The 21,352-nt window shown below is 59.8% G+C and carries 23 protein-coding genes and 1 tRNA gene; 6 read left to right on the plus strand and 18 right to left on the minus strand.

Going from position 1 to position 21,352, the window contains the following annotated elements:
* Nucleotides 1-45: 45 nt before the first annotated feature.
* The gene (locus tag FAZ98_RS10370) at nt 46-633 is read right to left on the minus strand and encodes a DUF1439 domain-containing protein (RefSeq protein ID WP_158951131.1); all 588 of its coding nucleotides are present in this window, start codon (nt 631-633) and stop codon (nt 46-48) included.
* 105 nt (nt 634-738) lie between these two features.
* Nucleotides 739-1,032 carry a YkgJ family cysteine cluster protein gene (locus FAZ98_RS10375; protein WP_158951132.1) on the minus strand — a complete coding sequence of 98 codons (294 nt, stop codon included), beginning with the start codon at nt 1,030-1,032 and terminating at the stop codon, nt 739-741.
* Nucleotides 1,033-1,260: 228 nt separating this feature from the next.
* Between FAZ98_RS10375 and hemN the strand changes: the two genes are divergently transcribed.
* The 4 genes from hemN to FAZ98_RS10395 all read left to right on the plus strand — a co-directional run bounded on the left by hemN (nt 1,261) and on the right by FAZ98_RS10395 (nt 4,959).
* Entirely contained in the window at nt 1,261-2,646 is a 1,386-nt protein-coding gene (gene hemN, locus FAZ98_RS10380) for an oxygen-independent coproporphyrinogen III oxidase (protein ID WP_158951133.1), read from the plus strand.
* 58 nt (nt 2,647-2,704) lie between these two features.
* Nucleotides 2,705-2,789 (plus strand) — tRNA-Leu (locus FAZ98_RS10385).
* Between the two features lie 208 nt (nt 2,790-2,997).
* On the plus strand, nt 2,998-4,221 hold the full coding sequence (locus tag FAZ98_RS10390) for a tyrosine-type recombinase/integrase (protein WP_158951134.1): 1,224 nt from the start codon (nt 2,998-3,000) through the stop codon (nt 4,219-4,221).
* 78 nt (nt 4,222-4,299) lie between these two features.
* Complete coding sequence (locus FAZ98_RS10395) at nt 4,300-4,959, plus strand: hypothetical protein (protein ID WP_158951135.1); 660 nt, start codon at nt 4,300-4,302, stop codon at nt 4,957-4,959.
* Nucleotides 4,960-5,124: 165 nt separating this feature from the next.
* Here the strand turns inward: FAZ98_RS10395 and FAZ98_RS10400 are convergent, their stop codons facing one another.
* The 12 genes from FAZ98_RS10400 to FAZ98_RS35360 all read right to left on the minus strand — a co-directional run bounded on the left by FAZ98_RS10400 (nt 5,125) and on the right by FAZ98_RS35360 (nt 14,639).
* Entirely contained in the window at nt 5,125-5,364 is a 240-nt protein-coding gene (locus tag FAZ98_RS10400) for a helix-turn-helix transcriptional regulator (RefSeq protein WP_158951136.1), read from the minus strand.
* Nucleotides 5,357-6,271 carry an integrase domain-containing protein gene (locus tag FAZ98_RS10405; protein ID WP_158951137.1) on the minus strand — a complete coding sequence of 305 codons (915 nt, stop codon included), beginning with the start codon at nt 6,269-6,271 and terminating at the stop codon, nt 5,357-5,359. Before FAZ98_RS10405 ends, FAZ98_RS10400 begins: the two co-directional genes overlap by 8 nt.
* Nucleotides 6,272-7,224: 953 nt before the next feature.
* Nucleotides 7,225-7,569: a hypothetical protein gene (locus tag FAZ98_RS10410; RefSeq protein ID WP_158951138.1), complete on the minus strand. Its 345-nt coding sequence runs from the start codon at nt 7,567-7,569 to the stop codon at nt 7,225-7,227.
* Between the two features lie 544 nt (nt 7,570-8,113).
* Nucleotides 8,114-8,653: an aspartyl/asparaginyl beta-hydroxylase domain-containing protein gene (locus FAZ98_RS10415; RefSeq protein ID WP_158951139.1), complete on the minus strand. Its 540-nt coding sequence runs from the start codon at nt 8,651-8,653 to the stop codon at nt 8,114-8,116.
* An 823-nt stretch (nt 8,654-9,476) separates the two neighbouring features.
* The gene (gene dnaB / locus FAZ98_RS10420) at nt 9,477-10,874 is read right to left on the minus strand and encodes a replicative DNA helicase (RefSeq protein ID WP_158951140.1); all 1,398 of its coding nucleotides are present in this window, start codon (nt 10,872-10,874) and stop codon (nt 9,477-9,479) included.
* Entirely contained in the window at nt 10,871-11,881 is a 1,011-nt protein-coding gene (locus tag FAZ98_RS10425; protein WP_158951141.1) for a hypothetical protein, read from the minus strand. The genes dnaB and FAZ98_RS10425 overlap by 4 nt, the downstream gene beginning before the upstream one ends.
* A gap of 279 nt (nt 11,882-12,160) precedes the next feature.
* Nucleotides 12,161-12,412, minus strand: coding sequence for a helix-turn-helix transcriptional regulator (locus FAZ98_RS10430; RefSeq protein ID WP_158951142.1), 252 nt, complete (start codon nt 12,410-12,412; stop codon nt 12,161-12,163).
* Nucleotides 12,413-12,510: 98 nt separating this feature from the next.
* Nucleotides 12,511-13,329: a hypothetical protein gene (locus FAZ98_RS10435; protein ID WP_158951143.1), complete on the minus strand. Its 819-nt coding sequence runs from the start codon at nt 13,327-13,329 to the stop codon at nt 12,511-12,513.
* Between the two features lie 165 nt (nt 13,330-13,494).
* A complete protein-coding gene (locus FAZ98_RS10440) occupies nt 13,495-13,839 on the minus strand; it encodes a hypothetical protein (RefSeq protein WP_158951144.1) in 345 nt (114 codons plus the stop codon).
* On the minus strand, nt 13,836-14,195 hold the full coding sequence (locus FAZ98_RS10445; RefSeq protein WP_158951145.1) for a hypothetical protein: 360 nt from the start codon (nt 14,193-14,195) through the stop codon (nt 13,836-13,838). Before FAZ98_RS10445 ends, FAZ98_RS10440 begins: the two co-directional genes overlap by 4 nt.
* On the minus strand, nt 14,192-14,482 hold the full coding sequence (locus FAZ98_RS10450; protein WP_158951146.1) for a hypothetical protein: 291 nt from the start codon (nt 14,480-14,482) through the stop codon (nt 14,192-14,194). The genes FAZ98_RS10445 and FAZ98_RS10450 overlap by 4 nt, the downstream gene beginning before the upstream one ends.
* Nucleotides 14,475-14,639, minus strand: a complete 165-nt coding sequence (locus FAZ98_RS35360) for a hypothetical protein (RefSeq protein ID WP_199272262.1) — start codon at nt 14,637-14,639, stop codon at nt 14,475-14,477. Before FAZ98_RS35360 ends, FAZ98_RS10450 begins: the two co-directional genes overlap by 8 nt.
* 409 nt (nt 14,640-15,048) lie before the next feature.
* On the opposite strand from FAZ98_RS35360, the gene FAZ98_RS10455 reads away from it, so the two are divergent.
* On the plus strand, nt 15,049-15,759 hold the full coding sequence (locus FAZ98_RS10455) for a hypothetical protein (RefSeq protein ID WP_158951147.1): 711 nt from the start codon (nt 15,049-15,051) through the stop codon (nt 15,757-15,759).
* Nucleotides 15,760-16,302: 543 nt separating this feature from the next.
* Nucleotides 16,303-16,638, plus strand: coding sequence for a GrlR family regulatory protein (locus tag FAZ98_RS10460; protein WP_158951148.1), 336 nt, complete (start codon nt 16,303-16,305; stop codon nt 16,636-16,638).
* A gap of 244 nt (nt 16,639-16,882) precedes the next feature.
* Here FAZ98_RS10460 and FAZ98_RS10465 read toward each other — a convergent pair whose 3' ends face one another.
* The 4 genes from FAZ98_RS10465 to poxB form a co-directional block, all read right to left on the minus strand.
* Nucleotides 16,883-17,479, minus strand: a complete 597-nt coding sequence (locus FAZ98_RS10465; protein ID WP_158951149.1) for a hypothetical protein — start codon at nt 17,477-17,479, stop codon at nt 16,883-16,885.
* Between the two features lie 2 nt (nt 17,480-17,481).
* Nucleotides 17,482-18,024 (minus strand): hypothetical protein, encoded by a 543-nt coding sequence (locus FAZ98_RS10470; protein ID WP_158951150.1) that lies wholly within the window; start codon nt 18,022-18,024, stop codon nt 17,482-17,484.
* A 24-nt stretch (nt 18,025-18,048) separates the two neighbouring features.
* Entirely contained in the window at nt 18,049-18,879 is an 831-nt protein-coding gene (locus FAZ98_RS10475) for a TIGR04255 family protein (RefSeq protein WP_158951151.1), read from the minus strand.
* 314 nt (nt 18,880-19,193) lie between these two features.
* A complete protein-coding gene (poxB, locus tag FAZ98_RS10480; RefSeq protein ID WP_158951152.1) occupies nt 19,194-20,912 on the minus strand; it encodes a ubiquinone-dependent pyruvate dehydrogenase in 1,719 nt (572 codons plus the stop codon).
* Nucleotides 20,913-21,352 lie beyond the last annotated feature (440 nt).

Genomic DNA, 21,352 nt, shown 5'->3' on the forward strand with positions numbered 1-21,352 from the left:
ACGCGCGCTGGAAGCGGTGGCGCGCGCCGGCGCGAAGTAGTCCGTCTATTTTTCGACGATCTGCACGCGTATGCCGTTTGTAAGGATGGTGATTGTACCGGGTTCGTAATTCACGCCGGCAAATTGCAGCTGTTCGGGCTTGAACGTATAGACGGGATAGTTGTTGAGCAACTGCGTCGCGACCAGCGCGGCCACCGCATTGACCTGCTGCGCGTAGGCGGCCGCGTTGCCCGCCATATCGACGCTATCGACGGACGGCGAGCGCAGCACGACGGCGCGGCTCTGCGCGTCGTAGGCGAGTTCGCTCGACATCGTGAACGCGCCGTTCACGGGCTCCTGCGCGAGCGGACTTTCCAGATGCACGTCGAGCCGCACGGCCACGCGGTTGCGATCGGGCAAGAGCGTCACGACCGGATTCGCGAGCGAAACGTCGAAGATCTGCTGCATCGAGCGGTGATACGGAAACTTGCGCTGCACCGCTTCCTGCACCTGCTGCTGCGAGAACGTGTAGTGGTCGGGAATGAACGGGAAAATCCCCGTCGCACACGCGCCGAGCGACATCGCCGAGCCCGCCGCGGCGCACGCGGCAAGCAGGAAGGCGCGACGGGACACGCGCGTTGCGGTACGGATCATGCGAAATCTCCTCGATGAAATGGGCGCGCAGCGAACAGCGCCGTCGCGCGCAGCCGACATTCTGGCCGAAGGCGCGCACGGCTTGCAGGAACCGGCGCGCGAAACTCAGCGTGCCGGCTGCGTCTCGCTTTCGAGACGCGCGATCCAGGCGAGCGCCTCGTCGCGCGACTCGCCGCACATTTCCGCTTGCGGCTGCAGGCCCGAACAGCAGGCAGGCCGCAGCGGCGAGCCGAAAATCCGGCAACGCAGATCGTCGCCGAGCTGCACGCAGCGCACGCCGGCCGGCTTCCCCTCGGGCATGCCCGGAATCGGGCTCGAAATGGAAGGCGCGATGCAGCACGCGCCACAGCCGGGACGGCAGGCGTGCGCGGACACATCGGTAAGAACAACGGAAGTCACAACGGGTTTCCTGAAAACGTCCGGCGATTCTGACAAAACGTGTCGACGCGCGTTCAACAACGGGAACGGCAGCGACCCAGGCGCACGCCGGTGGCGCCCCCCGCATTGTGCCATCGACGGGTCTGCGACCTTTTTACGCAAACGCTTCGTCCGACACGCTCTTACACTTTCTGTCACAGGCGCTGTCGGACACGACCCGGCGCGCGCCGCCCACCCCCGAGAGTCCGCATGAGCGACGCCGACCTGCTCTTCCGTCCCGACCTGCTCGCCAAATATGGCGCCAACGGCCCGCGCTACACGTCCTACCCCACGGCGCTGCAGTTCCGCGACGACTTCGATCTCGCCCACTACGCGCGCGCCGCCGCCGATCCCGGCGCGAGCGACACCGACCTCTCGCTCTACTTCCACATTCCGTTCTGCGACACGGTCTGCTTTTATTGCGGCTGCAACAAGATCGCGACAAAAAACCGCGCCCGCGCGAAGCCGTATCTCGCGCAGATGATTCGCGAGCTGGACCGCCAGGCCGCGCTGTTCGACACGAAGCGCCCGGTTTCGCAGCTGCATTGGGGCGGCGGCACGCCCACGTTCCTCTCGCTCGACGAGATGAGCACGCTGATGACCGCGACGCGCGAACGCTTCGCGCTGCGCCCCGACGACGAAGCGGAGTATTCGATCGAGATCGACCCGCGCGAGGCGTCGGCGCAGACCGTCGCACATCTGCGCTCGCTCGGCTTCAACCGGCTGAGCCTCGGCGTGCAGGACTTCGACCCGGTCGTGCAGCAGGCGATCAACCGCGTGCAGCCGCTCGAACTCACGGTGGACGTGATGAACGCCGCGCGCGCGAACGGCTTCGAATCGATCAGCGTCGATCTGATCTACGGCCTGCCGCATCAGAGCGTGAAAAGTTTCCGCCGTACGCTCGACACGATGCTGCTGCTCGCACCCGATCGCATTTCCGTGTTCGGCTACGCGCACATGCCGCATCTCTTCAAGATGCAGCGCCAGATGGACGAAGCCACGCTGCCCACCCCGGCCACGCGCCTCGCGCTGCTGCAACTCGTGGTCGAACAGCTGACCGACGCCGGTTACGTCTACATCGGCATGGATCACTTCGCGCTGCCCACCGACGAACTCGCGCGCGCGCAGGCGAGGCGCACGCTGCATCGTAATTTCCAGGGCTACAGCACGCGCGCCGACTGCGATCTGATCGGCTTCGGCGCGTCTTCCATCGGCAAGGTCGGCGACGTGTACGCGCAGAACGCGAAAGACCTGCCCGGCTACGGCGCGGCGATCGACGCCGGGCGCCTCGCGATCGCGCGCGGTGTGCGCCTTACCGCCGACGACCGTCTGCGCCGCGACATCATCACCGAACTCATGTGCAATCTCGAACTGCGATACGACGAGTTCGAAGCCGCCTACGGCGTGCGTTTCGCGGCCACGTTCAGCGACGAACTCGAACGCCTCGCCGGTTTCGAGCGCGACGGCCTGGTGGCGCGCGGTGCGAACCGGCTCGAGGTGCTGCCGGCCGGACGCATGTTCGTGCGCAATATCGCGATGGTGTTCGACCGCTACCTGGGCGCGCAGCGGCCCGACCGGTTTTCGCGGACGATCTGAGGCGGCGGTTGCCGCGGTTGCCTGAGCGGGGGATTTGCGTCATAATCACCGGCTACCCGCCTCGGTGGTGAAATTGGTAGACGCGCCGGACTCAAAATCCGGTTCCGAAAGGAGTGCCGGTTCGATTCCGGCCCGAGGCACCATATACCTTCCAAACGTCCACCACGTTTGACCAGAAAACCCCGCCAGATATAGTCTCGCGGGGTTTTTTATTGCAAACTACTCCCAACTTTCACCAGTACCAACAACCCCCATGCGGGGGTTCTTCCGGGGGTTGTCCTGCGTTCGGGCAAGTCGGCGGTGAAAAAGACCCCCGAAAAGACCCCTGCGACCGTCGCACGGAGCACCCACATGGCTCTCACCGATCTCGCGGTTCGCAACGCCAAGCCGGCGGAAAAACAGCAGAAGCTGTTCGACGCTGGCGGTCTCTTCCTTCTCGTCACACCAGCTGGCGGCAAGCGCTGGGTGCTGAAGTATCGGATCGGCGGCAAGGAAAAGAGCCTCGCGCTCGGCACTTATCCCGAAGTCTCGGTGGTCGAAGCCCGCAAGCGGCGCGACGCCGCGCGGGAAAAGCTGGCGGCGGGCACTGATCCGGGCGAAGCCAAGAAGGCTGACAAGCGCGCGGCGAAGCTGGCGGCTGCCAACTCGTTCGAAGCCGTTGCGCTGGCGTGGATGGACGAGCGGCGCCCGTACGTTGAACCGGCGCAATACGATAAGACGCTGGCACGATTCAAGAACGACGCTTTTCCCTGGCTCGGCAAGCGCCCCATCTCCGAGATTGATGCGCCAGAGATTCTTGATGCGCTAAAGCGCGTCGATAGCCGCGGCGCACGCTTCACGGCTCACCGTCTGCGCGGCGAGATCAGCCGTGTGTTCCGCTATGGGATCAAGGAAGGCTTTTGCAAGTCCGATCCCGCTCGTGATCTGGTCGGGGCAATCCCGCCAGCCAAGACTGAGCATTTCGCGTCCATCACCGAGCCGGCCAAGGTCGGCGAGATGCTGCGTGCATTCGACGGTTTCACTGGCACCTTCCCGGTGCTGTGCGCGCTCAAGCTCGCGCCGATGTTGTTCGTTCGGCCCGGCGAACTGAGGCAGGCCGAATGGACGGAGATCGATCTGGACAAAGGCGAATGGCGCTACCACGTCAGCAAGACGAAGACGGAGCATCTCGTGCCGTTGGCCACGCGGGCGGTCGTCATCTTGCGCGAGTTGCACGCGCTGACCGGCTCCGATCGTTACGTGTTCCCCGGCGCACGCGACCGAAAACGCCCCATGAGCGAAGCTACGGTTAACGCGGCGCTGCGTCGCCTCGGGTATGACACGCGCACGGAAATCACCGGCCACGGCTTCCGCGCGATGGCGCGTACTATCCTCCACGAGGAGTTGGAGCAAAAGCCGGAAGTCATCGAGCACCAGCTCGCGCACTCGGTTCCCGATAACCTCGGAAAAGCTTACAACCGCACGAAGTTCCTCAAGGAGCGGCGCGCAATGATGCAGAAGTGGGCGGATTATCTCGAAGGACTCAAGGCAGGCGCGCACGTTATTTCGATGAATCCGACAGCCAGAGTGGCTTAGGAGCTATCTTCGATCTAGTGCTTGGATGACTCCAGCAGCGAGCCGTGACGTACAACAATACCGGAGCAGACTGCGATCATGAGTTCCGTCGACAGGAAAGCACTGACCCTCATCTGGCTGAAGCAGCTAGGCCGTTGGCTAGCGAGATTACGGATGGCAGTTCTCGCCATCTTGCCAATCGTTAGCGTCATTGCGTGGTTGTGGCTGGTGGGCTGTACAGAGCCACATTTCCGATGGTCAGGGCTTTTCCTGCAGACCCTCGGTGTATTCAACGTCGCCATCGGTGTAGCAAGCACTCGAAGGCAGTTCGGACGCCCTTCTCTAGCTGATCGCGTCGAGGCATTTATCCGTGAACGGCCCCGCTTCCCAAAATCGGCAATCGTCGCCGTTGGCGCCAGCCTCGGCGGAATCAGCACAAGTGCCGCCGTCGGCACAGTTGGAGTAACTGCGAGTACCGCTCAACCAATCGATGCTCGCGTGCTGGTGTTAGAGAAGCAAATGCAAGAAATCATGATAAACGCGACACGAGACAAGACCGAGCTTCTTCAGAAGTTGGCTGAACATCAAAATCTTATAGAAGCCGAATCTACTAGTCGTTCGACAGCCGATGTGGAAATTCACCAAAAATTGGAAATGACGGCAACAGGTGGCCTTGATCTGACGCTCTGCGGTGCTGCGTGGCTCCTCTTCGGCAGTACTCTGGGATCCCTTTCCGTGGAGCTCGCGCGCGTCCTATAGTGCGGACTTTCGTCACGCAAGCTCCCACGCGCATCCAATGCTAGCTCACCTTACTGGTTCGTCAACAGCGCGTCATTCGCGCGCGCGTAGTGGACGCGTGCGTGCTCTTTTTCGGTGTGAAGAATCGCGCCGCCTTAACAGCGACCCAGCGGCGCCCACAATCCGTCAAGCGTCGGTTCCAACGTCGGCGACGCTCGGGACGCGGTACCCGACCGGATCGCCCAGCCAGCAATGCACCTCCTCGTTTTTCCACACGGTGCAACGCAAGGTCAGCTGGATCGGTTTAGGCGCCCTCCCTTCCAGACAGCGCTTGCGCCAAGTCTCACGAGAAACGCCGACGAACGGCGCAATCTGGTCCCAGCGCGAAAGACCCACAAGCGGCAGAGTGTCGGTGTGCTTATGCATTCCCCACCTCCTCGGCCGCCAGCTCTTTCCGACCGTACACGTACTCCACCCAAGTGCCGCGGCCATCTCCATGACCGAGCCACGTCGACACGCCGGCCGCCGCTTCGCGCCGCGACACGCCGACTGCCTTCAGGCGCCTGAGGTGTTCCGCCGTGTACGCATAACGGAGGCTGTGCGGGGCATCCGCGCCGGTCATCCCCGCCTTGCGCACCACGTAGTGGAAGCGATCCATTGCCCGCTTTAGGTCGGGTTTCCGCACAAGCTTGCCGCCGGACGCCTTTGTGAGATCGATTGCGCGCTCAACCAGCGTTGCCGCGTGCTGGCGGTCCAACGATGGGCTGCGCCGGGTTTTACCGCCCTTCGTGCCATGGATGACAGTTACGAACCCGTCAGCAGCCGGATTGCGCAACGCACGAAGCCAGTCGGCAAGCGACTTCACAGCCCGCACGCCCTCCTCCGCGCGCAACCCGAATTGCGCCATCAGTTCGAGGACCACCGCGACGCCGGGGTCGATCGCTGCGACGGTCGGCAGATAGACAGCGAGTGCCTCGTGCGGCATCGGCCGCTTCGTGCCGGCCCGACTGGCCCCCGCGGCATCCAGACGTGAGTTGGACAGCTTGTCCGCAAACGGGCGGCGTCCAACGCCCTCCAGTGCGGTACGAATATGCGCGAGGTTGTTTGCTCGGGTGCGCTTGGACAGGCCGCGCGATTCCATATCCGCAGCCCATGCCTCGATGTGCTTCTCCTTGATCCCGCCAGCCGTGTGAACCTGAAATCCTGCCTCCCAAACGCTAACCGCGAAGCGCATGAGAGATTGATCACGCCCCTTCCGGGTGTGATCTGCCTGTTTCCCGCGCGCCGAGCGCGCAGCGCGGCACAGGTCGGCCGCCAATGATTTGTGAGACATGCGTACCCCGTCAATCCAGTGTGAGGCTCGACCCCAGGTTGTCTCTCGCACGGGCCACGGCGGCCCTGCGCGCGATGCGCATGAGAGACAACGAACGGGGGCACGAGCCTCGTGCTGGTGAGTTTGGGAGCGTGCAGCGCCGGCAGGCCGACGCAGCCTGTACGACTTCGCCATGGGCGAAAGCCGCAACAGGTGAACGCTTCTCCCCGTTCGTTCCGTGAATTTGGCTGTGCGACCGATCAGGGGGCGCCAATGCCCTGACCGCGCGAATTGATGGGTGCCAGACGAGCTGACACGACATTGCAGAGGCCGCGACCACGCGCGCCGACGCTCGTCACACGGACGAAGACGACGGACGCAACGAGGCGCGGCGTAGGCGCTGGGGAGCGCACGTCACGGATTAATGCCGCAGAAGCGGCGAACGGGGATTGCACTACATGCCTTCCACCGGAGCGGAAAGGCAGACGGGACGCCTCGCCTGTCGACGAAGCTGTTGCATAGCCCATCTAAAACCGATGGACGGATTTTGGGCCTCAGGCCCAACTCAAGAAATTCAAACGGTGAAGCAAACCACCGCGCCCGCAAGGCGAGCTTTCACAATTAATGGCTGGGTATCCCAGCTGATCTCGAAGCCTCGGGGGTGCTGCGGGCAATGAAGCCCCTACCCCAGAGTCTCCGGGTTTTGAAGTCGATGCCTATCCAGGCGGGTTTGCAGCGAGATTAGCCGGTGAGCGGTCAGCCGGCAAGCATTTCCGCATAGCATTGGCCATCGTCCCCGTGGTGCCGGTCTCGTTCGCAGAGTGACGCATTTCATTTTTCATGAGGGCGCTGTGACAGGCCCTGATTTCACAAAGTGACGCTGCGAGAGCAACGAAAGCTGCCGCGTTGTGATTGTGCAACATGCGATGTCGAACATCCTCTGTCTTCCCCTGCGAAACCTCTTTCGGTAGAGATCAGTGCGTCACTTGAATTGCCCCGATGTCTCGGTGCTCAGTAACGCGGCCGTACCCCGGATCGGTTTCATCCAAGCACTGAAAAACGATGTCCGTCTCGACCGGCGTCCAGCCCTGCACACCAGAGGCATCGGAATGCGAGAGTTGCATCTTCTTGTTCAGACTCGTGCAGTACTGGGCCGCGATCTTTACTGTCGTCGCCATGATCTCCGCGCGGGAATTCAAACCACCCCGTGCGGTAGTTCCAACGGTATAGGTATCCTTCCCAATTTGCGTGACTTCGCTCGTACTAACGCAACCCGCCACCAAAGTGGTTAGGCAAAACAATGCGGCCGCTTTTTTCAACGCGTTCTCCCCGTGAGTTGTGGTCGTTGCGAGCGAACCATATCACGGGGGAGGCGAGCAATGAACGGGACCGCGACCATCATGGCGAATCCGGCGATTTGCGTGCCTTCCAACGGAAGCTAGCGCGATGCCGGGTCTGTATCACCATCCAAGCCCTTTCGATTTCGTACTTTTTCAGCCAATGCGAGCCGCCGCGGCGTGCTTGGTCAATTGCGGTCTCAAGCAAATTGAAGTCGATCGGCTGCCTCATCGCTCCGAACGCGGGGCCCTGGCTTGACGACATAGGTCAATCAGTCGCAGAGGTCGTGACAAGGCTCGTATCACTTCGACGAGCCGCGATTTCGTCACGCAATCGCCGCGCCAAGTGAGCGTGATTCCGCTGCTGCTTTAGCATCGCAGTGAACATTTCGCCCGAAGACGACGAAGGGTGAACCGCACCGAGGGGCGGTTGGTAACCTTCGAACCAACGACCGTATTCGTAGAGCGCCAAGGTATCGGCAAGCGCCGCGGAAAATTGTTCGACAGGGAAATTGTTCATAGTCAGTCAATCCGAACGGGCGTCAATGATGAGATGGATACGATCGTCAGCGCTGTTGTTCACGACTTCATGGTCCACACTAGCGTTGAACCACCAAACTTCGCCAGGCTTCATGAACACGTGTTCGCCACCGGCACAAAAGGAGCAACCAGGAAGGCTTTGAAGAGGTATGTGGTAGCGCTGATAGTGATGCGCATAAGCACCAAGGACGTCGCGATGCGGCTTGATAGATTTGCCGGCAGGCAACCGCGTTATCAGGACTCGCCCTAGCATCGTGGCGTTGACGCGCGCCAACAAGCCGTGAATCAATGGACGAGCCTCGGGCAGTTGAGCAAGCGCGGGCATGCTGGAGCAAACAAGCTGGTCTCCGATATTCGAAGCCGAAGTGTCAGAAAATCTCAACAAGATGTCCCGCACGTCCGCGTGCGGGGAGTTTGCAAAATCTTGCCGAACAGAATTGGCGCCCCAAAGATCAGGATTGCGCTGAAGGGCTGTGCGCAACGGCATCACGTCAGTGTTAATCGCGATCAGCAGGAAGTTATCCATATGTGTTTTCACCTTGTTTGTAGCTGCCCATAAGAAACGTTTCAGCGGGCTATTCAGGCGAATACTGCTCGCCTGAGCCTCAGGTTCGCGGCCGATCGCGACTAGCGTACCTAGCTTCTGTCTCGATCTAAACGCTTAGCGCAGTCCTGCGGTTTTCTTTTTGGTGTGCGGAAATTCCCACCGCCTTTCCAGACACGGAAGACGCATACGAGAATTTCACGTCGTTGGGCTCTGTCAGTGTCGACACAACTCGAGGCGCGAGTTGTGGCATAGGCTCTTAGTTACCGCGCTTGCCGGCACGTGCAGCACTTATGAATTCGCGCCATCACTTGCACCGTTTGTCCGCAAGAAGCATTCGAGCCTCACTCGACGTTCAGACTGTTGTCGTCAACGCAGTAGAAGACGTCGCCCCAAGCCGGCTCGTAACCTTCGTCGCCCGGATTGAAGCCGAGATCGTGGTTGATACGCACCATGACTACGGCGTCGTCAGGAACGCTTTGAATTGCTATCTTCAGATCGCCTACCAGAAACGGCCTGTTCATCCCGCCCCCCTTTGCATTCACCCACATCGTTGATGTCTATCCTCTCGAGATCGACAGCGAGTCCGGATTCAGACAACACGCCGGTTACGCTTCAGCGCGATGACCCTATCTCGTTCGCAACTACTTAGCGTGGCGACAACGTCGCTAAGGACGTTTTTTCACTCAATCCACCTGCCACAAATAGGCCTTTATCGGTTTTCAGATCTGATCGAATTGAGCTATTTCGTTGGTCGCGGTCTGCCGATCCGTTTCATGAGCCCCGTGGAGCAGCGGCTTCTTCGCTAGTCAAAGCCCCGTGCTCGAGTAGCTCGCGACTCGCTGCTCCCCAAAAGACGTCCCGCATCGAGATCCGCAAACTTGGCGTGATCACCAACGAATGCGAGGCCAACCTTTCCGAGCGCCCCGTTCCTCTGCTTGGCAAAGATCACTTCCGCGACGCCTTTATCTGCGGTGTCCCGGTGATAGACCTCGTCCCGATACAAAAAGAGAATCACGTCGGCGTCCTGCTCGATCGCACCTGAATCACGGAGGTCGGACATCTGCGGGCGTTTGTTCGGACGCTTTTCAACCTCGCGGCTCAATTGGCAGAGCAACAGCACCGGCACGTCGAGTTGCTTCGCGAGCTCTTTCAGCCCGCGCGTTACCGCGGCGATCTGAAGATCATGGCGCTCCTCCTTGCCGAGCTTCACGAGGCCCAGATAGTCGACGACGATCAGCGAGAGGCCTTCACGGCGCTTTAGCGCGCGCGCTCGGCTGACGATGTCGGGAAGCGAGACGCTCCCGGACTCGTCGATGTAGAGCGGTAAGTCCGAGATGTGTTGAACGGCGCGCGTCAGCTTCGGCCAGTCTCCGTCCTCCATCTTTGAACCGTCTTTCAACTTCCCGATAGGAAGATTCCCAGCTCGTGCAAGAAGCCGCATATTCAACTGCTTCGTGGGCATTTCGATCGAAAACACGAGTGCAGGACCTGCGTGGGCAGCGGCATGATCGGAGATCGCCATCGAAAAAGCCGTCTTGCCCATCGACGGACGCCCCGCAACGACAACCAAGTCCCCACCACGCATCCCACCGTCAAGCTTCCGGTCGACGTCGGTAAATCCGGTCTTCACTACCGTCGCGCTCGTCGGCGTGCCGTGAAACTGTGCGTCGAGCTCCGTAACGAGTTCTGCGAGTCCGGCCGCTGCAAGCTGTGGCGCCTGCACGGCGGTATCGGCGAGCGATTCGAGCCGCGTCTGCGCTTCTGCGATGATCTCGCCAACCTCCCGGCCATTGCGGTTGTGGACCATTGCCCCAACCTCATCAAGCGCCGCCAGCACGCCGCGCAGCTTCCACCGGTCGACAACGATCTGCGCATAGCGCGCGATGTTCGCGGATCCCATTGCGGTGCCTGCCAGTGCGTTTAGATATTGCAAGCCGCCTGTGCGATCGAGAGTTCCCGCCGACTGCATCCATTCGAAGACCGTCATTACGTCCGCCGAACGCGACGCCATCAGCATTTTTTGAATCGTTTCGAAGATCAGCCGATGCTCATAGCGATAGAAGTGCTCGGCGCGGAGATCCCCAATTCGATCAATTGCGTCGTTGTCGAGAAGCAGCGCGCCCAACACAGACTGCTCCATCTCAATCGCGGCTGGCGGCACACGCACGCCGAGTTCATCAAGTTCGTGAGGGGCGTTCATGCTGCATCCCTGTGATATTTGTTCTCGAGGCATTTCGAGAAGCCGCCGGGCGACATCAGAAAATCGATATCCGCTACGAACGGCGGCTTGCCGGGCTGCGGTTTGGATCTGCCGGTCAAAAATTCGGACTGAGCGCAGACTTCAAAAAACGCGCGCCACGCTGCCAGGCCCTCCGCAACAGTGCTGTAGCCGAACGGCTTGCAATCCAGCCGTGCAGCCTCCTTCCACCGAGCGGCAATGCTCTTTCGGCGACCGTTATTCAGCACCTTGACTCGCGGGTTATCCGGCATCACCTCGTGATAAGCGCGAACAATTCGATCCGTAGGGCAAAGCAGTTGCGCGACACCTGTGCCTTTTGTCACGTCTTTGCTATTCCCGATCTCTGCTCCAAGGAGGTCGATCAAAGGCGCGCCAGCGCAGTTGTCGACAGCGGCGTTAGCCGCCAAGCTTTTCTCCTGTTCCTGTTCCTGTTCCTGTTCCTGATTCCCGCATGTCTTGCCGCTAGGCTTCCCGGAAGCCTTTCCGAAAGCCTCTTCGAAAGCCTTGCCGTAAGCCTCTCCAAGCCCGTGGATATTGGCTCTCAGCGATTCATATGCCTCTCGCTTGAGGTCGCACTCGGGGATCAAAGCCCACTCACTCGCCCAAGATCGGACGACGTTCGGAGACTCGGGGCGGTTGCACTTGATGGCATTCGGAATCCATACGACCTTGGCTTTCCAGTCGGCCTGCGCCATGCCTTGCTGAAAGACTTCCCGGAAGGCTTCCTCGAAGGCTTCCGGACCCCAGTTGAGCTCTTCGGCCATTGCAGCGCGCCCGGAGCGGAAAAGGCCTGGAATCGGCCCCGTATGAGGTCCGGTGAGCAGGAAAATCCAGAGAGCTTGCGCCGACGGCTGAATCGGAGAGAGCGCGCAGAACTTCTCGTCGCCCCACATGCGCACCTCGATTTTTCGGTATCGAGCTTTCGCAACCGGCACGACTTCAACGGCTGATATGGTTTTGGCGCTCATATCACCACCCCGTGAGCAGGCCATGCGGCTGGCAACGGTCAAGCTCTGCCTCGCGCAAGCATTCGAGGACGTGCTGGACGGCCGCTGGCGTCATATCGTGTAGGTATGCCCAGCAGCGACCGTCGTTCCACGTGATAGCCGGCCACGCGAGGTCCTTCTGAACGACCCAGGGTCCACGCACCACGTGAAAGGAAACCGGTGTGGTGCCAAGTCCACCGAATCGCCGACGCGCACTGATTGGCGAAACTCGATTCGCGCTGGTTCGCACTGGCACCACCATCAGGAGCGATAGCCGAGCGGATCGGCAAGGTATTGATGGATCTCTTCGTTGCGGTAAACAACGCAAGTCCCGGACAACCGAATCGGCTGCGGAGCTTTACCCGCACGGACCAGTTTGCGCCACGTTTCGCGACCGATGGGGAGGAACGGAGCGATCTGAGGCCACTTTGAAAGGCCGATCGCCGGGAGGATCGGCAGGGCCACGATCTCGGCCGAAGGAGCACCGATTGACGCCTCAGAAGTGTTCTTCATTCGTTCACCGTTCTTGGTAGGAGTTGGTGAACGAATGCTATGTTTCAGCGGCCCCGAAAAAACTCAATTGAGGCGGCTTTCACCCAAACTGAGGCGGGTCAAGCAGAATCTCGCGGGCGGCGGTCGATGGTAGCTGCGGCCTTTTTCAATACGCTATCCACCGTGTTATCGGCGAGCGAAGCGCCAATTCTATGAGTTATTGCCGCGACGGCCTGCGCTCGCTTGTACGTGCCGCTCGGCAGCCGATCACCCAACTCGTCGATGAGGGCAGCGATGATCGTCAGAAGTGTGTTTCTTTCACGCGTGCCAAGCGTCTCGTGCTCAACAGTCGGCGACTTCGACTTTTGCTTCGCCTCATGCAATTCGTCCTGCAGCTTTTTGAACATCCACTTTCGCTGATCCTCTTCAGAGTTGAGGAACTGGGCCATGATCTCTTCGTCGCCTGGAGATGGGGCTCGCTCCAAAGGCGCGGGCATTCGACGCGCGACGACATCGTCAGCGATTGCAACAAGGAATTCGTTTTCGTCTTCCTGCCAACGCATCCACCATTCGCCGTACCGCATGTCGTGCTCGTTGCACCAGCTTTCAACATCGCTACCAGAAACCAGCGAATACACTGCATCGATCTTATCGTCTTGAGTCCGAGCACAAAGCGCGAAGTCGATTCGGCGAGATTCGATCGCTCGTAGAATGCTCTTTTCGATGTGGTCGCGAGCCGTTCTAAGCTTTCCTGAAGGCTCAAGCAATGGGGACATTCCCACCACGTAATCGCCACCGTTTGGCATTTCCGCTTCGATCTCGCTTTGATCTCGATCATCGTTATCGAGAGCGATCAATAACGCTGCTTCGCGTAGTGAAATCGCGTAATGCAGCGTGTCGTCTAACGCATGCTGCTGATACAGGTTTTCGTATGGCATATCGCGCCCCTTAAACGCGTCCCCTCGTGATAGGAACCGCGCCGGCCGGGTAAGGGAGCCCGGTTTTCGCCCCGTCGAGCTAGGCGCGGTGGAAACAATTATGCGTCAGCCGATGCCATTTACACCGACCTGCGGATGAAACAGGGCACGCTGCAGCGATTCGCGCTACTTTTCGGCGCACTCCTGAACGCCGTGTTCCTCTGCCCATTCGGCGACGCGCTCGATCTCGCGTTCAAGGGATTCCGCCGCAATACGTGCCAGCCCTATCAATCTGTACATGATGCCGCTCGACAACGGCGGTTCAAGTCCGTCGTCGGGGGTAATCACTTCGCCTCGGACAGTGTTGGCAGCCTCAATGGTGAGGACTGCGGACACCCCGCTGGCGACAACTGACGCGCGCTCCAACACATCAATCAAAGGTGCAGCGTCCAGGCGGCCGTCGCGCGCCGCCGTAACGACTCGCTCAGAAAACCGAGGAAAATTCTGTTGGAGATAGCTGTGGCGGCTCATCGCTGTACCTCCATTTGATCGTTATTTGCTTCCCTATCGGCCCACGACGCAGTGTCCTCAAGGCTTTCTTCGAACATCTCTGTGACAGCGACCCCAAGGCCCAGCAGGGCTTCGATCGACGCGCGATCGAGAGGCGGCTCCAATCCATCATTGGCACCGGTGGCGTAGACGGTTTCTCGGATCAGATTGGCTCGCGTAATCTTCATGATCTCGCGAACGCCGCGCGTAACAAGAAAAGCGCGGTTCATCTGATGAAGCAGCGGCTCCGAACGGATGAGCGCTCCATGAGCGGTAGCCTCGACCGCAGCGTCAGTGAAAATCGAGAATGAATCGTTGAGAAAATTTTCAGAGATCATCGCACCGCCCCCTCGACGACACGCCATTCGCTGCCGGAAGGAAAAGCAACGCCACGGGACGCAGCTGCTCGCTGGCGCGCCTCAATGCGCCCGGCAACATAGTTCATCAGTTGGCTCAGCCGTTCGTCGCTAAACGGGCGCTCATTGAGATGCGACATGAGATCGCGTTCGATGTTCAGCACCGAAAAGCCCGAGTCGATTGGAAGCGTGACGAGTTCACCATCCGTATCGATGGAGATCAAGACGGCTCGTGCAGCCTCGGGAAAAGTGATCTTAACTTCATGCATGACACACCTCCGCGATTTCAATCAAGCGGATAAGTGCATCGGCCAACGTGTCGATAGCGTCATTCGGCCGGTCCGAAAGCGCAGCGGCACGCAGAGCAGCGCGGATGATCTCAATGATGGACTGCTTTTGCTCGGAACGAGCAGAGGTCTGAAGCATAGTGGGTCCCTGAGTATTGGAACCCGCTTCCCATCGCCAAATGGGGTGGGCGGGCGGATGACAGGGTTGGCGAACCGGTACTCAAGGAATCCGGCATACCCGAAGGTATCCCCACCATCGCCCGCCCGTTGATTGGGCGCTTGCGTAGTGTACAGACGAAAAAATACCGCCATGTGGCGGTCGTCGTCCGCCTTGAGTATCAGGTCGCCAAACCCGGCCGCTGTTGTTTCAGCAGCAAGTTCAGAATAGCACAAGGCACCGCGCGGTCAAGAGGTCCGTGAAAGTCCGTAGCCTGTCGATATGCGTGCTCAATTGCCGGTGCGCCCGACGGCCGCACTTCAAATGTCACGGCTGCGGAATAGACTGCCGGCGCAATGTGGTTCCAGCTTCCTCTCTCAAAGGCGGTGCGATGGCCCAGCGAAATGACGCGTCCTTTTTTGATCGACTCATCGCCCCGATGCTCAAGCATCTGCGCCAGATCGCTGGCGCTAGTCAAGGCGAGCACTCGGTTGATGATCTGAAGAGCGAAGCGTGGATCATCGCCGAAGAGGTCAAGGCGGAGCGCGGCGGCGCTGTCGAGCCAGAGGACGCAGACCTGCAAGAGACCGTCGTGACGCGTCTGCACAAGTTATTCGGTCGTTTTGTGAACCGGGCAATGCGCTTCGCGGCCCGGCTCGACCATGAGGACCGCGACGACGATGGGGACTACCGGGAAAACGCCATATCTGCTCGCCTGGCAGCGCCGCAGAACTACGAGCCAGAGATTGCGATCGAGCTGGCGGAAGAGGCTGCCGAAGCCGCTCGAGTCATGCACGCGCAGTTCTCAGAGGCTGTCGCCTACTACCACGTGTTCGACCAATTCGACGGCGATAGCGGAGCAATCGCCCGGCACTTCGCGATCCAACCGGCAACATTGGATGCACGGCTCGCTCGGGCAGATGTCACCGCACGCCGCCAGCCGTCAGTGTTTGACGGCGTGGCGACTGTTCCGCCGAATTTCCGGCCTCACCGTGGCAAACGGCGCCCTCGGCACGCACCCGTTCGTTTCCGCCGTGTCTGTGGCTCAATGCGCCCGGCGCAGAAACATCTCTTCTTCCGGTATGGTGCAGTGTTTCACTAGGGTCGCCTGATTCGAAACGCATGGATTTTGTAAACTTAGCGAATCGTGGCACTATCTGGCAAACAACACAAAGAAATTAATTACTGTCAGACCAACCAGCCGCTCACATACAGCGACACCGGGGACCACCGTGAAACACACACTTCTACTTGCCGCCTGTCTGGCAACGGCACCTGCCTTTGCTCAAAGCTACTACGGAAGCAGCCATTCGAGCGGTTCGTCGTACGGAAACGCCGGTAGTAATAGCTATGGAAATGATCAGATGGTGAGCGGCTACACGCGCAGCAATGGCACGTACGTTGAGCCGTATCATCGCACTGCGCCCGACTCTAACCCTTATAACAACTATTCGAGTCAAGGCAACGTCAACCCTTACACCGGCCAAGCGGGACATAAAAGTCCGGGTTACTAATAGGAAAGTGCAGTAGCGGCAGTTTCAACGTATCGCATTCATTGCGGACCGTGCCAAAGCAATTTGGGGCGGCGCGTTGCGTACAAAAGTCGTATGGCAATGCATATTCTTAAATGTAACCGGAGAGTCAAATGACGATCGATGGATTTTATGCTGTTAGTTTCAGCGCTCTCCTGCGGGGTGGCGGTCTAGTTGTCGTGGAGAACGGTAAGGTCCGCGGCGGCGATAACGAGTATCTGTATTCGGGCGAGGTCTCCGGCTCCGATGACCAGCTTCGCGCAGTTCTAAAGATAAAGGCCTTTGCTCCGAACGCCGTCAGCGTATTCAATACCAAAGGCGGCGAATATACCCTTCAGCTTACAGGGCAGGTCACAGGCAACGATCTCATATTTTCAGGATCCGCCCCGGGTTCAGGACAAACCATCACGATCCGAGGCCGCCGGCTGTGCGGAACTTCGCTCGACTAATAGTCTTTTATTTGTACGTGCATCTATAACGGTTGCGTCATGATGATCGATTAGCCGAACGCTAGCGGATGATCTCATCCGCTAGACGTGATGATGGAAAGAACGAATACTGCGATACTCCGGACGTTTGGCCCAGAGCCGTTAAAGAGGACATGAACAAGTTCTACGACAAACAATCGCCGAGCGCGTTGGCCACGAGTTCGCACTGGAAGCCGCGGTGAAGGGCGCCGATCGATAGCAACTGTCAGGCAGCCCCGGAACCTTCTTCGGGTGCGTACAGAATGACTTTGTTTTGAGCCAGTTCCACTAATTTGGACCTAGCACTGCGTCCCGGCAATTTACCCGCAATCAGTTGACATACGTCAGCGTGAGCTATGTTTGATTCAATCGCGGTGTCATATACCCCGAAGCATCGCGCGCCCTCTGTCTTCAGTTCGCGTACGTCGCAGGCCCTCAAACGCGCGACTCCATGAAGTTTTCGGGGCGTAGAACCTTCACGTGCGTTAGCCGCCTCCGCTCGAGCCAGCCCTTCTGTCACAGTCGCCTTCGCAGCACGGTGGGCCTCGCGATCCACAGACAGGCCCATGCTACTCGCGTCGTCGAACGCTGAAGGCTTCAAATCTCCCGTATCCAGCTCGATATGTAATGGATTAAAGACTTGCCTCAGCAAATCTTCACCACCGGCCACGACTCCAGGCGATAACCGCGAGGCGGTCAAATTCTCAAATTCTGACAACCGGGGATGTTTCTGAAGCGCCTTAACTTTTTCCTTATTTTCTTCGTTGGCTTCAAAAAAGGACTGGCACGGATTTTCATCCGTATCGTGAGGCTGCCCCGTCACGATTAAGCCGCCAAGATTGCAAGATAGTTCGAAAGATCAGCCGTCGTAACCTTACTGGCTGGCAATTCATCCCAAAATTGCTCTTGATCACCATTGGCCTTGTCGCGCGCATAGATGGAAATAGTGCCACCATCTTCAATTGCGATATCTACGTATGCCCGGTCTGATCTCCAATACAGGCCAACTTCGCCATTCGCAGAAACCATCGCTCGAGGAACGGGAATGCCAGCAGGCAGGTGCATCGTTAAACAGATTGCGTCTACCACCGCGTCGGCGCTAGGTGCGCGACTGCCCTCTCCGTCCCATCCATCCGCAAGGCCGGCGTAGTCGTTGATCTCTGCTCTTAAAGCCTCAATCTTGGTTAGCACGGGAGGAATGTCTGCAGCGGTATTTTCCGAGGGCGCATGCGTCGTGGTCGCAAAAAGATTAATCGTCGTTCCGCTCGAACGAGCCACATACGGAGCCGCCTGAACGACGCTTTCTACGCCGTTTAACAGTGTTACCGGTTGCTGAGCGAGGCCAACCCACATAATCATAGTGCTCACTGCGAATGACACGATTGCCCCCTCTTAATTAGCTACATCAAGCTTAATCATCTTCTTTACATCGCTGGCGAGCATGTCTCTCAGGATGTCTTTGTTTCTTTCATGTAATCGGGTCATAAGGGGATCGAGCGCGTCGACAGCCTTATCCGAACCCCATATTCCCTCGCTGAACGTCGCTTTATGGCTCGTCATAACAACCACCGCGCGCTGCCGGGATTCAGGATGCTCATGAACGTTAACGTTCACATTTTCCAAAAGTTGATACCCGTCGCTCGGATCAACCTCGACAAAAAAACCATGATGCGAATGCCATAGACCAAGTGATGACAAGGCGTTTTTTGGCACAAATGTGGAGTCTGCCGAGAACAGCACTTTGGGAATAAACTCGCGGGGATTTCCTCGCCATTCGAAGGCGTCGGTGTACTGGAGAGTTGCTCCCGTGAGCGGATTACCGTCTTTCTGAATAGCCGGCAAGAGCAGCCTTAGCCAGTGAGACACATCCGCCCAAATCGTGGCCCATCGGGTGTACTCGTTGACCACGATCACGCAATTCTGCTGGGTGATCTGGATACTTGCCGCGACGTTGTTGCCGGCGGCAGTTCCCCTCGGGCGCGTCAGCATCAATCCGATACCGGCCTGGGGAGGCTGGGGAGGCGCACCGATACCTGCTTGAAAATTGAACGTGATGATTTGCGGCGTTTCGGCTCTTGGAAACGCCTTCAGTAAGTGCCGCTGATGGATCTCTTTCGCGGTAGCAATATTGCTCTCCGTCAAGGGTACGGGCCACTCAAGGACGAACGCGACGTTCTGTATCGCGTGATTCCCGCCAGCCGGATAGAGAGCGCTGAGATCCATGTTGTTAGTTAGCGTCGGTCAGAATTACAACATCCCGTTTTGCTGGCATTGTACCAAGGGCCGATAAGATCGGAGCCAAAGCTAGCCAAACTTTGCGATTGCTGCCCACCAACATGGGGACATAATCGTCAAATTGCAACGACCTCAGTGTGCTCTAGCCAAGAGGTGTCGGGGGTTTTTTTGGGGGTTTTTCATGGATCGCAAGCCCCGAAACTCCCATCTGACAAGGCTTAGCGGCCGATATTTCATTCCGGCCCGAGCACCAGAACGCTAAAACCCCGCGAAAGCTCGCGCCTTCGCGGGGTTTTTCGTTGTCAGCGCAAATTCGTCTGCGCCAGTTCCACCACTTCGTCGCCGCGACCGCTCAGCACCGCGCGCAGCATATACAGACTGAAACCCTTCGCCTGCGCCCATTGCAGCTTCGGCGGCATCGCGAGTTCGTGCTTCGTCGTCACCACGTCCACGAGCGCCGGTCCCGGATGCGCGAACGCCGCGCGCAAGCCTTCGTCGAGCGCCTCCGAGGTCTCCACGCGCACGCCGAAGAGGCCCGCGCCCTTCGCGATCTCGGCGAAATTGGTGGCGGCGAGATCGGTGCCCGTCTCCACGTAGCCGCCCGCTTTCATCTCCATCGCCACGAAACCGAGCGAGCCGTTGTTCAGGACCACTATCTTGATCGGCAGATCGAGCTGGCGCGCCGTGAGAATGTCGCCGAGCAGCATCGACAAACCGCCGTCCCCCGAGAGCGACACGACCTGACGACCCGCATGCGCGGCCTGCGCGCCGAGCGCCTGCGGCATCGCGTTCGCCATCGAGCCGTGGTTGAACGAGCCATGCAGACGGCGCCGGCCGTTCATCGTCAGATAGCGCGCGGCCCACAGCGTCGGCGTGCCGACATCCACGGCGAAGATCGCGTCGTCGTCGGCAATTTCGTTCAGGCGCGCCACCACGTATTGCGGATGCAGCGGCTTGCCCGCGGCGGCCGGGCGCGCGAGATCGTCGAGTCCCTTGCGCGCCTCCGCGTAGTGGTCGCGCGCGCGCTCCAGAAAGCGGCGATCCTGCTTGCGCGTGAGCTTGGGCGCGAGCGCGCGCAACGTCTCGCGCACGTCGCCGATCAAGCCCAGCGTGAGCGGCGCACGCTTGCCGAGCGCGGCGGCGTCGCGATCGATCTGCACGATGTTCACGTTCTGCGGATAGAAGTTGCGATACGGAAAGTCGGTGCCGAGCATCACGAGCGTGTCGCACGACATCATCGCGTGATACCCCGAGCTGAAGCCGATCAAGCCCGTCATGCCCACGTCGTACGGGTTATCCCATTCGACATATTGCTTGCCGCGCAGCGCGTGCACGGTCGGCGCGCCGAGCGCGTCGGCGAACGCCACCACTTCGTCGTGCGCGTTCTTGCAGCCGCTGCCGCACAGCAGCGTCACAGCTTCCGAGCGGTTGAGCAGTTCGGCGAGCCGGTCGATGTCGGCCGAGGAAGGCAGCGTCGCGGGGCGCGCGGCCTGCGCCCAGGTGGCGTCTTCGTCGGGCGCTTCGAGCAGCGCGACGTCGCCGGGCAGCACGATCACGGCCACGCCCTTCTGGTCGATCGCCGTGCGCAGCGCCGTGTCGAGCACGCGCGGAAACTGCGAGGCGTTCGTCACGAGTTCGACGTAATGGCTGCATTCGCGGAACAGTTCGGTCGGATGCGTTTCCTGGAAATAGCCGAGGCCGATTTCCGTCGACGGAATATGCGCCGCGATCGCGAGCACCGGCGAGCGGTTGCGATGCGCGTCGTAGAGTCCGTTGATGAGATGCAGATTGCCCGGTCCGCAACTGCCCGCGCACACCGCGAGGCGCCCCGTTGCCGCCGCTTCGGCGCCGGCCGCGAACGCCGCGACTTCTTCGTGGCGCGTGTGCATCCAGCGGATCGTGCCGAGCTTGCGCAAGCTCGCCGAGAGGCCGTTGAGGCTGTCGCCCGTTACGCCCCAGATACGCTCGACACCCACTGCTTCGAGCGTTTTCGCCAGATGATCCGCGATCGTCTTCGCCATTGCTGTTCTCCACGTGAACGGTCGGCGCAGCACGCGTGGCAAGTTCGCGGCCGTGGCGCTGCGCGTGAGGAATGGGGATGGGCACCGGCGTGCGCTGCGTGCGGCCGGTTCGCGCGTAGCACGACGCGCGTGGACCCTACCTGCCGATGCCTCGCGCTACGTTACGCCATCCGCGCAAAACACGTGGTCAAGCCGTGCGCATGTGAAAGGCGCGCGAAATGGGCCTGCAATCGACGTGAAGTGTGCGGCGTGATCTGACAAGAGATAACGGGACCCGAGGCGTTCGAGCTTGCGCCGCGACGCGCCGGGCGCGCCCGCGCGGGCCGCCAACCTGCCGGTCCCGCGCCGCCGGGAAGGCACAATCGCGGCACGACCGCTGCAAGATCGCGCCACGATTGCGCGGCTAAGCTGCGAACGCCGCGCGACCGCTAAAATACGCC

The sequence above is a fragment of the Paraburkholderia acidisoli genome, assembly GCF_009789675.1.
Lineage (GTDB): Bacteria > Pseudomonadota > Gammaproteobacteria > Burkholderiales > Burkholderiaceae > Paraburkholderia > Paraburkholderia acidisoli.